Consider the following 13,652-nt stretch of genomic DNA (forward strand, 5'->3'; position numbering starts at 1 on the left):
TGTTCCATAGGTCTGCACACCGAAGCGAATGCGCATTCGAAAGAAAAACAATAACCTAAAAGGAAAGTTTTGGGAAAAGTAAATCGGACCGCGACAGGACTTTACATTTCCTCAAGGCGATAAAGCGATATTTTCCGATGTAAAAATGCCCCCGGGGTATGTCACTAGCATGGCGACCATCCTCAGTGCGTCCCGGCGTGGTTAATCTGTAACTTATTCTTCCGAAAGCGGTTAACACAAAGTGGTATTTTTTCGCCTTTAACGTTCTCAGTGGCAGCGGGGAGACCGACGAAGTGCTTTTATATATAATGCGATGATATTGCATATAAAAAGCAATTTATCTAAGTTTACACCGCGAAACAAGCAACAGGTTTAAATGAGCGACGAAACGAATCCGACACCCGAAGAAAACCAAGGAAGTACTTCTGAAGACAATCAACCAGGTGGCAGCCAGACCATACCGTTATCGGGCTTGTATGAAAACTGGTTTCTCGATTACGCATCGTACGTCATTCTCGATCGCGCTGTACCGCACATCAACGATGGTTTTAAGCCCGTACAACGCCGTATTCTGCATTCGTTGAAGGAGATGGACGACGGGCGGTTCAACAAGGCCGCCAATGTGATTGGCAATACCATGAAATACCATCCACATGGGGATGCCTCTATTGGCGATGCCATGGTGCAACTGGGCCAGAAAAACCTGCTTATTGATTGCCAGGGCAACTGGGGTGACCCCGTCACGGGCGATTCAGCCGCGGCGCCCCGTTATATCGAAGGTCGCCTGTCCAAGTTTGCCAACGAAGTGGTCTTCAATCCGGACACTACGGAATGGCAACTCAGCTACGACGGCCGCAACCGCGAGCCCGTTACACTGCCAGTCAAGTTTCCGCTGCTTTTGGCGCAAGGGGCCGAAGGTATCGCCGTAGGCCTCGCCACCAAGATTATGCCGCACAACTTCATCGAACTTATCGACAGTTCCATCGAAGTATTGCGAGGCGGACGGCCAAATCTATTGCCAGATTTTCCCACCGGCGGGTTAGCGGACTGCTCGGCATACAACGAAGGGCAACGGGGCGGCAAAATACGCGTGCGCGCCAAGATTGAGGAGCGCGACAAAAAAACACTCGCTATCACTGAAATCCCCTATGGCACCACCACTGGCGGCCTCATCGACAGTGTAGTTGCAGCCAATGAAAAAGGCAAGATCAAAATCAAGAAAATCGAAGACAATACAGCGCAAAACGTCGAAATCATTATCCACCTGGCCCCTGGCATTTCGCCCGATGTTACCATTGATGCGCTTTATGCCTTTACTGCCTGCGAAGTATCCATTTCACCCAATACGTGTGTCATCCGGGACGACAAGCCCCATTTCATGAGCGTCAACGATGTGCTCATCGAAAACACTCAGCAAACCAAGCGTCTGCTCAAGCAGGAACTTGAAATCCGCCTCAGCGAGTTGCAGGAAAAGATTTTTTTCAGCAGCCTGCTCAAGATTTTTATCCAAGAAGGGATGTACAAACACCCTGACTACGAAAACGCCGGAGACTTCGACACCGTCGTACAGGTGCTTACCCATCTTTTTACGCCCTTTTTCGACCAATTTTACCGCGAGATACTGCCTGAAGATTACAAAAAGCTAATCGAAAAACCAATGAGCAGTATTACCCGCTTTGACGTTAAGAAGGCGGATGAACAGATGGCTGCCCTTGAAGAAGAAATCAAAAAGGTGCGCCATCACCTGCGCCACCTCACTGATTATGCGATTGCCTGGTTTGAACGGCTTAAAGAAAAATATGGCAAAGGCCGGGAGCGCCGCACCGAGCTTCGGGCGTTTGATCGTGTAGAGGCCGCGCAAGTAGCGTTGGCGAATGCCAAGCTTTATGTCAACCGCACTGAAGGCTTTATCGGCACGGGGATGCGTAAAGATGAATATGTCACGGATTGTTCTGATTTAGACGACATTATCATCTTCCGATCCGATGGAAAATGTTTAGTGACCAAAATACAGGACAAGGTGTTCGTCGGGAAGGACATCATCCACGTAGCCGTATTTAAAAAGGGGGATGACCGTACCGTATACAACCTCATCTACCGTGACGGCAAGTCCGGGATATCCTACGTCAAGCGCTTTTCGGTCGTAGGCGTCACGCGCGATAAGGAATACGATCTTACCAAGGGCGAGAAAGGCTCCAAGGTATTGTATTTTACAGCTAATCCAAATGGGGAGGCGGAGGTGGTCAATATCCAACTCAAGCCACATTCCAAGCTTCGCAAGCTCCAGTTTGACTTGGATTTTGCCGAGGTAGCTATCAAGGGTCGCGGCTCACAGGGTAACATCGTCACCAAGTATCCCATCAAGAAGGTTAACCTCAAAAGCAAAGGAGTATCTACGCTTTCCGGCCGCAAAATTTGGTTTGATGATGTACTCAAACGACTCAATGCCGACGGTCGCGGCACCTACCTGGGAGAATTTGATGGCGATGATAAAATCCTAACGGTCATGGCCGATGGCACCTATGAACTGACCAGCTTCGACCTTAGCAACCATTTTGACGACAAGCTGGTCCGCATCGAAAAATACAACCCGCAGCAGGTGTACAGCGTTGTTCACCGCGATGGCAAATCGGGCGTATGCTACGTCAAGCGTTTTCTGTTTGAAGACACGCCGATCGGCAAACGTACATCCATTATCAATGATGAACCGGGCTCCAAGCTTGTGCTTATCACCGCCGCCGCTGCACCCGTTGTGCGGGTGGATGTACTTAAAGGCAAATCGCAAACTGCCGACACCATTGAGCAAGACCTCACTGCCATCATCGACGTCAAGGGCATGAAAGCACAGGGCAACCGCCTTACACCCCATGACGTCCAGCACGTCACCTTACTCACGGAAGAGATACCGGAGGCCCCATCACCATCCATGGAGGCACCGCCACATACTGCATCCATAGCTGCCGCTGCTACCACCACCCCATCTCCGGCAAATCCGGAAACAACGGCAAGTCCAGCGACAGCAGACACGCCACAGGACGCAAAACCACCTGTAGATTTTGAGATCACCAATCCGGATGACATCCAAATTGATGATAACGGCCAAATGGGGCTATTTTAAAGGGAATCCACCGTCAGGAAGGCGCATATCTCGATAAAGGTGTTTTTGAACATGGGTCCCGGATTGGTATCCATTGTTTCAAAAAAATATGTACCTTTGCCCCCGTGCAAGAAGATTACGGTGACACGTTAGTTGGAATTAACTAATTTAGCGTAATTATTACATCAACTTATGAACCATTATTATCATCCGCAGCCCCAATGCACTTGTTTTGCCTATGACGGCATGATCTCGTGTACAGTTCCCGGCTCCTCACCGCAGCCCGCCAACTCGCTTTGTTTCTCGAAATCAAAAGGTTCAAATTTTTCAAACAAATCACCCTTTTAGGGGTAAATGTAAGTGTAGTTCTGCCTGAATCTATCGATTCATGCCTTATCGACCGCGAAAGCAATGGAGAACCCATGAAAATAACAAATAAAAAAACCAACATACCTTAACTCATCTTTCCATTTAATGCTGACCTATGAAAAAAAAGATTACGTTGCTCATTGCAGGCCTGATAGGCCTGCTATCAGCCCATGCCCAAGACCAGAACCCTTTCAATGTCATCCGTGAAAATCCAGCCTACCAATGGTCGTTTGGCCCTTTGTTGAGCAGTGCAGGCTTGGGGCTTGCTATCTATCGTCCCCTCGGCAATCCATTTGGCGTACAGCTCGGTGTCAATCTCATGCCGTTTGACACCCAGATCATCGCGCATTACGGCGATCATGAGACGCGTTCAAAAGCCAGGGCCCGGCTGCATAATGCCCATCTGCTATTTGGCTGGGCACCCTTTTACCGCGCGCAAAACGGCTTCCGCCACTTCACTATCCAGCTTGGTGGCGGCTATTTCTTTCAGGCCAAGGGCACCATCCATACTGAGTTGAATGAAAACTACTCCTATGGCGATATTATCGTACGTCCAGTGGATGTAGGGTTGATGACCACCACGGTCAGCTGGGCAAAGACCGTCGCGCCATACGCCGGCATCGCCTTCGGCAATATCCGCATTGACGATCGGTTTTCGTTCAACCTCACAGCGGGCGCCTATCGGCTTTCCAGCCCGCGGGTTGACATCGTGGCTACCGAACTATTGCAGGGCAACGAGGCCAACGGTCCCATCATCGAACGCAACGTGCGTAACTACCGTTACCTGCCCAACATCCAGTTTGGGCTCAATTACAATTTCTTCATCCGCTAACGATTAGTCAATCCATTCGATAATCCATTTCCTATGAAACCTACAAAATACCTTCTATATAGCCTCGGTTGGACCGTTTTGCTCTGTATCCAAAGTTGCCAGCATCCGTTGAAAGACATCCGAGTCGTCGTCAGTTCGGCCATTTTGGAATACACCACCGTGCTTCAAATCACCGATGGCCAAGGCAATGCGGTAAACAACGTGTCTGTGACTCTCAGCGGCCCTGATGCTGAATACATTTACAACCTTGAAGGACGCCGGCAATTCCAGCTTCGCGATGGTCTGCTTGGTTTGGGCGTGCACCCGCAACATGAACCCACTGAAGACAACCCCGTCACATTTTATGTAGAATTAAGCGGCGAAGATTACCTTACCCAGGTCATTCCCGTCATCATTACCAGCGAGCTGCGGTCTAGTCTTAATGCCGTGAGCGTACTGCGACTAAGCGATGCGCCGCCGGGCGTGGCGGTATACCGTCCGACAGTGAGTCTGGTTGACGGCCGCATTGGCGAAACCCTTATGCTCACCACGCCTTTAAGCGAGACATCCGAACAAACCACCCGCATCACGCTGCGGGCCGGCACCCAATTCTTGGATGCCGACGGTAATATCATCACCGGCAACACGCTCTCCGGCCTTATCGTCAATACCGACACGGACAAAGAGACCTCCTTAGACATTATTCCCGGTGGGAGCTTAGCAACTTCCAACGTCTACACAAACGGCAATAACAGCCCCGTGGGCGGCGCATTCAACCCCGCAGCACTCACCAACATCAACTTTTTTGTAGATGGCGCTCCGGTCAGCTATTTTAGCCAGCCCATTGAGATCGCCCAGCAAATAGACGACGGCTTTTACAATCTTGGCACCAATACCCAAGTGCAAGCGGGCGACGCCCTTTCGGTATATAGCCATACCGCAGCTGACTTCCGGTGGACCTACGAGCAAGAAACCGTCGTTACACAGACGGACGAACTGCTTTTTGCCAGCTATGAGACCGACCACCTGACATGGTTTATGAGCGGCAACTTTGCACCGGGCTGCCCGCAGCCAGCCAATATTACACTCAACGCATCGTGGTTTGAGGCCGGCATTACTTACCCGCTTACCATTGAAGCCGTGATGGCAGGTAAGGTTGTGCGCCGGTTTGTCGCATCTGTCAATGCCACGTACAACAGCGTACAGCTCACCTACCTGCCCACGGCGGGCGTATCCATCCGCATCAAAGACGACAGAGAAGCCATACTCGGCGAAGAAATGCTCAATAGTACCTGCGGTGGCACCACGAGCATCACGCTGGCCGACCCATCGACCGTGAATGACCCGCGAGTTACGCTTCAACTCTATGTGCGCTGTCCCGGCCAAACCGAAGTCGTGGATGTACTGCCTACTTTTTACCTCTATTACCGCGAGCGCGGTACAGGTTCGCAAGAATTTAAATTTCTCGGTGTCGTCGTCAATGGCTTTATCTCCACCACGCTGCTGACACCGGAGACTGTACGGTATGACTTTAAAGCCATTTGGGGAGATCAGGTCAAAATCGTGGGAGACCATGTAGTCCATGAAGACAATAGCGGTACGGTAGGCACCGCGCCGGGTGATATCATCGGCGAACATGCGGGCGCAACCAACTTGGCTATCCTCACGCAGAAATGCGATGAGCTGCTACCTACGCAATAATTTTTTTAAGAAACCATAAATTACTCTCCCGCTGGCAATTGCCAGCGGGAATTGACATAAAAATAACGCATGATTCATCCGTTTTTAACAAACAACCAGCAATTAGGCATAGCATTTGATATATTTTCAATGATTGATAACAATATTTTAGGCGTTCTAAGCGAAAAACAGTTATTATTCGTAAATTCGCAATGTAATCGCCACGATTTTCGTTCTCTACCTTACAAATTTATTTAAAAGACATGCAAACGCGTTATATTTATCTCTTGAAGTTTGTATTGGCCTTTTCCGACTTTTTATTACTAAATGGCGCCTTTATGGTGGCCTGTATGCTCACCGAGCATCACTACTTTCTCAACGAATCGGTGGTTTTCCGGTTTTACCTCCCCATCGCCAATCTGCTGTGGCTATTTTCGAGCGGGGTGTTCAGGATGTATGGCAGTGGTACAGTCGTCAGCCTGGACAATATCTATCGTGCTACGTGGCGCAGCGCCATTATCCACGCTGGTCTGTTCGGGATTTACCTACTGCTTGCCGATACCGGGGCCACCCATACCGCCGTTTTCCTGACCGTCTTCCATCTGGGCTTCATGGTGCTACTTGTCATTAGCCGCCTCGTCGGCACCTATTTCCAGGGCATGCTTATCCGGTATTTCCATATCCGCAAGACCGTGGCCATTATGGGCAAAAATGACGGCGGACGCCAATTGGCAAGATATTTCCGTGCGCATGAAAAATTGTTTGATTTCGAAGGCTACCTTGCCGAGAGCGATGCACAGCTTATCAACGACCGCGGAGAAGTGATGCCAACCGCTCGAACACAGTTCGCGCGCGCGGTAGCCTTGGGTATTCAAGAAGTCTACATCTCGCTTCCCCCCCAACGCATCGCTCAAGCCGCAACACTGCTGGAAGAAGCCGAGCGGCTGTGTCTGCGGGTCAAGCTCGTCCCCGACTTAAAACGGGAGGATAGCCTGCCCTATGAAGTGAGCCTGTTGGGCTCCGTACCGGTGGTGAGCATCCGGCATGAGCCGGCATACGAGGTCGAAGCCCGATTCAAAAAACGCCTCTTTGACCTGCTGTTTAGCTCCCTGGTCATCGTCTTTATCCTCAGCTGGCTTTATCCGCTAATCGGGCTTCTCATCAAGTTGGAAAGCCCGGGGCCGGTGCTGTTCAAGCAACTGCGCAGCGGACGTGACAATAAGCCGTTCTGGTGCTACAAATTCCGGAGTATGCGTGTCAATGCCGAAAGCGATAGCAAGCAAGCCACACGCGGCGATAGCCGCATCACCCGTATCGGGGCTTTCCTGCGCCGCACCAGCCTGGACGAACTGCCGCAGTTTTTCAACGTGTGGCTCGGCCACATGAGTGTGGTGGGCCCACGGCCACATATGATTAAACACACCGAGCAGTACAGCGCACTGATTGACAAGTACATGCTACGGCAGTTTCTCAAACCGGGCATTACCGGGTGGGCCCAGGTCAACGGCTACCGGGGAGAGACCACCAACCCCGCCATGATGGAACGCCGCGTGGCGCACGACATCTGGTACCTTGAAAATTGGACCACTATGCTTGACGTACGGATTATCTTTCTTACCGTCATCAATATACTGGTCGGCGAAGAAAACGCACATTAATTCAATCAACGATACGTATCCTGTTTATGGGGGTATTCACATTCCTGAATAAGACAAAAAATGACACTAGCCTCGGTTGGATGGGTGTGGATATCCACTCGCACCTCCTGCCCGGCATTGATGATGGCAGCCCCGATGTCGCGACCTCTGTGGGCTACGTTGAACGCCTGCAAACCTTGGGTTTATCGCAGTTTTACGCGACACCACACATCTTCAACGATGTCTATCCCAATACGCTCGCAACCATCCGTGCCGCACTTGACCAACTGAAGCCGTCCCTTCCGGAGGACGTCGCTATGGAGATCGCTGCTGAGTACATGGTAGACGATACATTCGGGGCCACATGGTCACGAAGCTATTTACTTACATTGCCCGATGATCACCTGCTTATTGAAATGTCTTATATGGTTGAAAACCCACAGATTGATCGCCATATTTTTGACTTACAGGTGAAGGGTTACAAGGTTATCCTGGCTCATCCCGAACGGTATCTTTTTTACCACCAGCGCCCCGAACGTTACCAGCGGCTCAAGGAGCTCGGTTGCTTATTTCAAATGAACCTGCTTTCACCTACAGGGTACTACAACGCGCAGGTTCAGAAAGCCGCTCAGCACCTGCTCAAGCGTGGTATGATTGATTTGGTCGGCACTGACCTGCATCACTTGAAGCACCTTGCCGCGATAGAAAAATTCGTACTCAGCGGCGACGCTCATGGTTTATTCAAAAAGAATCCCATCAAAAATTTAGAACTATTCGCAATATGGTGAAACATCCGGGTATTGCCTTGTTTTTATATTTAATTGGTGCCGCGCAAGTCACGTTGTCTGCCGAGAAGCTCTATGTTGCACCGCACGGCGATGACGGAAATCCGGGAACATATGCTAAACCATTGGCGTCATTGGCAGGTGCTCAGTATCGCATTAGGCAAATCAGCGTACAAAACAGCAAAAAAGACACCATTTATGTGCATATGCTGCCAGGAACGTACTATTTATCCAACCCATTGGTAGTTACGCCAACCGATGGTGGGACGATTGATGCTCCTGTTATCTATACCGCTGCCGATGAAACAAGTAAGCCCCGATTACACGGAGGCATTAAACTCGATCGTTTCGAAGCAATTTCGCCCACGCTTTGGCGGGTACATATTCCCCAGGTCACACAGCTTGGTTTGCGGTTCGAGCAACTATACATCAACGGACAACGGCGCGTACGGGCAAGAACTCCAAACGAGGGGTATTTTTTCAAGGTAGACAGCGTAAAGCAAATAGCGTTTTCCGGGCGCAGCCAGGCAGGCTTATTTGTAAATAAGCGTATTGTGCCAAGCCCATCCGCTCAAAATACCATAAAACAACTGCTCAATGACACGGTGGACGGTGCATTAGCCGTATTCCACCAGAAGTGGACAATAGCCAAGGAGTTTGTTCATTATGCAGATCCCCATGGAAATATCCATGTCATCGGAAAAGAGATGCCATCTTGGAATACAATGGATAGCAAAACGCGGTTTTACATCGAAAATCATCCACATGCATTGGACGCACCGGGGGAGTGGTTTCTGGCGAATGACGGCTACCTTTATTACATACCGATGCCAGGGGAATCGGTAACACACACCGAGGCAGTAGTTCCGACGATAGATAAGTTTATTATCATTCAGGGCGAAAAGCAAAATCCCGTCAAACATCTGATATTCAAAAGCCTTATATTCAGCGTAAGCGGCTCTCATACCCCCAAAGAAGGCATACCCCTCGGGCAGGCAGCGAATGCAGTAGACGCCGCGATCACAGTAGAACATGCCAACAACATTACGTTCACAAACTGTGAAATATCTAATACCGCAACTTATGCCCTGTGGTTCAAAGCGGGCAGCCACAAGAATGTCGTATCGCAATGCCATTTCCACGACCTCGGTGCAGGCGGCATCAAAATAGGCACAACCAACTTACCGGCAGATACGGTGGAACTTGTTCGCCACATAACAGTAGATAACAACATTATTCAACATGGCGGATACACGTATGCTGATGGCGTAGGCATTGCTATTTTCCATGCCAGCGACAATAAGATCAGCCATAACGATATAGCAGATTTTCGATATTCCGGCATATCCGTAGGTTGGACTTGGGGATATGGCGAGAGCCCCGCCAAACGCAATCAGATTGTGCACAACCATATCCATCATCTGGGATGGGCCGAACTGAGCGACATGGGAGGAATCTATACGTTGGGACCTTCCGAAGGGACTGTAATCGCCAACAACGTCATCCATCATGTATTTGCTTTTGACTATGGCGGTTGGGGTATTTATACGGATGAAGGAACCTCCCATATCCTGATTGAAAACAATTTGGTATATCGATGCAGCAATGCAGGATATATGCACCATTATGGACGAGATAACACGATTCGGAATAACATTTTCGCATTGAATATCGAATCACAGCTTCAGTTAGGCAAAGCCGAGGATCATCGATCATTTACGTTTACCGGCAACATTGTGTATGTAGATAGTGGATTTGTATTCAACAGCACATGGCATTCCGATGAAGGCCTAAAAGCAGTCACTACCTTCGATCGAAATTGTTATTGGGGGATCAGCTCGCTTGAGAACGCATATCACGGTATGGATTTTGCGGCATGGAATGCTCGAGGGCAAGACAGAAGTTCGGTAATAGCTGACCCAATGTTTAGCGATCCGAAGCAGGGCAATTTTCATTTGAAAAGCGCGCAAGTGGCGAGAAGAATAGGCTTCGAATGGTTCGATTATACGCAATCCGGCGTATATGGCGAGCCCAGTTGGATATCCAAAGCCCAGTTCAGTAAACAAATGACAGATCAATTTGAGCAATATGTGCGAAAAAATGATGAATTCTTTGCTTATTTTTAACAAAAATTCAACAATTAGGCACAACATTTGATACATTTTTAAAAGTTAATGTTATTTTTTTTGTCAATCCCATTAAAAATTAACTATTATTTGTAACTTCACAACGCAATCAGCAACGATTTCGTTCGACAGTTTACATTATCATCCAAAAAGACATGCAAACACGCTACATTTATCTCCTTAAGTTTGTATTGGCCTTTTCCGACTTTTTATTACTCAATGGCGCTTTTATATTGGCCTGTATGTTCACTGAGCACCATTACTTTCTCAATGAATCGGTGGTCTTCCGGTTTTATTTACCAATTGCCAATCTGCTATGGTTGTTTTCCACCGGTGTTTTCAAGATGTATGGCAACAACACCGTGATCAGTTTGGACTGCATCTACCGGGCTACCTGGCGCAGCGCCATTATCCACGCTGGTCTGTTCGGGATTTACCTACTGCTTGCCGATACCGGGGCTACCCATACTGCCTTGTTCCTGACCGTCTTCCACCTGAGCTTCATGCTGTCGCTGGTCATCAGCCGCCTTATTGGCACCTATTTCCAGGGCATGCTTATCCGGTATTTCCATATCCGCAAGACCGTGGCCATTATGGGCAAAAATGACGGTGGACGCCGGCTGGCCCGTTATTTTTGGGCCCATGAAAAGCTATTCCGTTTTGAAGGCTACCTTGCCGAGAGCGATGCACAGCTTATCAATGATCGCGGCGATATCTTGCCAGCTGCCCTTACCCAATTTAAGCGTGCGGTCGCGTTAGGTATTCAAGAGGTATATGTTTCACTCTCGCCCCACCGCATTGCACAAGCCACAGCGCTGCTGGAAGAAGCCGAGCGGCTGTGTCTGCGGGTCAAGCTCGTCCCCGACTTAAAACGGGAGGATAGCCTGCCCTATGAAGTGAGCCTGTTGGGCTCCGTACCGGTGGTGAGCATCCGGCATGAGCCGGCATACGAGGTCGAAGCCCGATTCAAAAAACGCCTCTTTGACCTGCTGTTTAGCTCCCTGGTCATCGTCTTTATCCTCAGCTGGCTTTATCCGCTAATCGGGCTTCTCATCAAGTTGGAAAGCCCGGGGCCGGTGCTGTTCAAGCAACTGCGCAGCGGACGTGACAATAAGCCGTTCTGGTGCTACAAATTCCGGAGTATGCGTGTCAATGCCGAAAGCGATAGCAAGCAAGCCACACGCGGCGATAGCCGCATCACCCGTATCGGGGCTTTCCTGCGCCGCACCAGCCTGGACGAACTGCCGCAGTTTTTCAACGTGTGGCTCGGCCACATGAGTGTGGTGGGCCCACGGCCACATATGATTAAACACACCGAGCAGTACAGCGCACTGATTGACAAGTACATGCTACGGCAGTTTCTCAAACCGGGCATTACCGGGTGGGCCCAGGTCAACGGCTACCGGGGAGAGACCACCAACCCCGCCATGATGGAACGCCGCGTGGCGCACGACATCTGGTACCTTGAAAACTGGACCACTATGCTTGACGTACGGATAATTTACCTTACCGTCATCAATATACTGGTCGGCGAAGAAAACGCACATTAATTTACGGAGTCTCCTTTTGGACACTTCCGCATACCGTTCAATAAATACGTATCCTGTTTATGGGGGTATTCACATTCTTAAATAAGGCTAAAAACGATACCGGTCTCGGTTGGATGGGCGTGGATATCCACTCGCACCTCCTGCCCGGCATTGATGATGGCAGCCCCGATGCCGCCACATCCGTGGGTTATATCAAGCGTCTGCAGGCCTTGGGCTTATCGCAATTTTACGCTACACCACACGTCCTTAACGATCTTTACCCCAACACGCGGGCCACGATCAACGCAGCGCTCGACCAACTGAAGCCAGTATTGCCTCCAGACGTTGCCATGGAAGCAGCAGCCGAATACATGATAGATGACATTTTCGGAACGATGTGGCCGCCGCATTTCTTGCTAACCCTACCGGATAACTATTTACTTATTGAGATGTCCTACGTGGTCGAGAATCCCCAGATAGACCAATATATTGTCGATTTACAAGCAGAGGGATATAAAATTATCTTTGCCCATCCGGAGCGCTACCCTTTTTACCATCAACGGCCCGAGCGTTACGAGCAATTCAAAGAACTCGGCTGTTTGTTTCAGATGAACCTGCTTTCGCCAACTGGTTATTACAACAGCCAAATCCAACGAGCGGCCCAATATTTGCTCAAACGAGGCATGATTGATTTGGTTGGTACCGACCTGCATCACCGCAAACACCTCGCCGCCATTGAAAAGTTTGTACTCAGCGGCGATGCACATGGCTTATTTAAAAAGAATCCCATCAAAAATTTAGAACTATTCGCAATATGGTGAAACATAGGTTGAAGATTGGTTTATTGTATTTCTGTTTACTGGCAGGGCTCAGTTCCTGCATATCCCGCAAAGACCTGGTCTATTTCGGCGATGTTCCTACCGATAACCCGAGGGTAAAGCTGCCGGATTATCAGGAGCCCATCGTCCAAGTCGATGATATCCTGCACGTCACCATCCAGACCGTCGATGGTGGCTTGGCCATGGCCGCTGGGCAACTCTCGGGTGGTATTGCCGATGCAAGCGCCAATGCGGAGCGCACCTCCAGCACGGCACCGGCTGGTTACTTGGTAGACAAAGATGGGCGAATCACCATGCCCATGCTGGGCACGTTTAGTGTTGGGGGGCTGACGACTTCAGAAGTCCGCAAACAGGTTACTGAAGCCGCTTCCAAATACTTCAAGGAACCTACCGTACAAGTACGGTTTGCGAATTTTAAGGTTACGGTCATAGGCGAAGTCAATAGGCCAGCTACCTACACGGTGCCTAGCGAAAAAATAACGTTACTCGATGCCTTGGGGATGGCAGGCGATCTGACGATCTACGGAAAACGGGACAACATACTGCTTATCCGTGACAATGAAGGACAGAAAGAATTTGTACGCCTAAATCTTATGAGTTACGAATCATTCAACTCTCCGTATTTTTACCTCAAACAAAATGACGTCATTTATGTCGAACCCGGGAAAGGGCGGCTTGCCGCGCTTAATAACACCACAAGACAAGCCGTTGCCATCGCAGCATCTGTCGTATCCGTTATATCACTTTTAATTGTTAGATTTTTTTAAGCAACTACTTAT

At 49.6% G+C, this 13,652-nt stretch carries 9 protein-coding genes; all 9 read left to right on the forward strand.

The window, feature by feature from the left end; genetic code table 11:
* The first annotated feature begins 376 nt into the window (after positions 1–376).
* Complete coding sequence (locus JHJ32_RS16675; RefSeq protein ID WP_079718248.1) at positions 377–3,118, forward strand: DNA gyrase/topoisomerase IV subunit A; 2,742 nt, start codon at positions 377–379, stop codon at positions 3,116–3,118.
* 463 nt (positions 3,119–3,581) lie between these two features.
* Entirely contained in the window at positions 3,582–4,298 is a 717-nt protein-coding gene (locus JHJ32_RS16680) for a hypothetical protein (RefSeq protein WP_079718249.1), read from the forward strand.
* A 33-nt stretch (positions 4,299–4,331) separates the two neighbouring features.
* Positions 4,332–5,978, forward strand: coding sequence for a hypothetical protein (locus JHJ32_RS16685; RefSeq protein ID WP_200121710.1), 1,647 nt, complete (start codon positions 4,332–4,334; stop codon positions 5,976–5,978).
* Positions 5,979–6,220: 242 nt separating this feature from the next.
* Positions 6,221–7,615 carry an undecaprenyl-phosphate glucose phosphotransferase gene (locus JHJ32_RS16690; RefSeq protein WP_200121711.1) on the forward strand — a complete coding sequence of 465 codons (1,395 nt, stop codon included), beginning with the start codon at positions 6,221–6,223 and terminating at the stop codon, positions 7,613–7,615.
* A gap of 26 nt (positions 7,616–7,641) precedes the next feature.
* Positions 7,642–8,382, forward strand: a complete 741-nt coding sequence (locus JHJ32_RS16695) for a tyrosine-protein phosphatase (RefSeq protein WP_200121712.1) — start codon at positions 7,642–7,644, stop codon at positions 8,380–8,382.
* Positions 8,376–10,505 (forward strand): right-handed parallel beta-helix repeat-containing protein, encoded by a 2,130-nt coding sequence (locus JHJ32_RS16700; RefSeq protein ID WP_200121713.1) that lies wholly within the window; start codon positions 8,376–8,378, stop codon positions 10,503–10,505. Before JHJ32_RS16695 ends, JHJ32_RS16700 begins: the two co-directional genes overlap by 7 nt.
* Positions 10,506–10,660: 155 nt before the next feature.
* Complete coding sequence (locus JHJ32_RS16705) at positions 10,661–12,055, forward strand: undecaprenyl-phosphate glucose phosphotransferase (protein ID WP_200121714.1); 1,395 nt, start codon at positions 10,661–10,663, stop codon at positions 12,053–12,055.
* 59 nt (positions 12,056–12,114) lie between these two features.
* On the forward strand, positions 12,115–12,855 hold the full coding sequence (locus JHJ32_RS16710; RefSeq protein WP_079718735.1) for a tyrosine-protein phosphatase: 741 nt from the start codon (positions 12,115–12,117) through the stop codon (positions 12,853–12,855).
* The gene (locus JHJ32_RS16715; protein ID WP_200121715.1) at positions 12,849–13,640 is read left to right on the forward strand and encodes a polysaccharide biosynthesis/export family protein; all 792 of its coding nucleotides are present in this window, start codon (positions 12,849–12,851) and stop codon (positions 13,638–13,640) included. The genes JHJ32_RS16710 and JHJ32_RS16715 overlap by 7 nt, the downstream gene beginning before the upstream one ends.
* The last annotated feature ends 12 nt before the right edge of the window (positions 13,641–13,652 follow it).

Source organism: Parapedobacter sp. ISTM3, assembly GCF_016533505.1.
In the GTDB taxonomy this organism is placed as follows: domain Bacteria; phylum Bacteroidota; class Bacteroidia; order Sphingobacteriales; family Sphingobacteriaceae; genus Parapedobacter; species Parapedobacter luteus.

Coding starts and splice junctions, on each gene's coding strand:
- JHJ32_RS16675 (WP_079718248.1), top strand. CDS start 377: ATGAGCGACGAAACGAATCCGACACCCGAAGAAAACCAAGGAAGTACT.
- JHJ32_RS16680 (WP_079718249.1), top strand. CDS start 3,582: ATGAAAAAAAAGATTACGTTGCTCATTGCAGGCCTGATAGGCCTGCTA.
- JHJ32_RS16685 (WP_200121710.1), top strand. CDS start 4,332: ATGAAACCTACAAAATACCTTCTATATAGCCTCGGTTGGACCGTTTTG.
- JHJ32_RS16690 (WP_200121711.1), top strand. CDS start 6,221: ATGCAAACGCGTTATATTTATCTCTTGAAGTTTGTATTGGCCTTTTCC.
- JHJ32_RS16695 (WP_200121712.1), top strand. CDS start 7,642: ATGGGGGTATTCACATTCCTGAATAAGACAAAAAATGACACTAGCCTC.
- JHJ32_RS16700 (WP_200121713.1), top strand. CDS start 8,376: ATGGTGAAACATCCGGGTATTGCCTTGTTTTTATATTTAATTGGTGCC.
- JHJ32_RS16705 (WP_200121714.1), top strand. CDS start 10,661: ATGCAAACACGCTACATTTATCTCCTTAAGTTTGTATTGGCCTTTTCC.
- JHJ32_RS16710 (WP_079718735.1), top strand. CDS start 12,115: ATGGGGGTATTCACATTCTTAAATAAGGCTAAAAACGATACCGGTCTC.
- JHJ32_RS16715 (WP_200121715.1), top strand. CDS start 12,849: ATGGTGAAACATAGGTTGAAGATTGGTTTATTGTATTTCTGTTTACTG.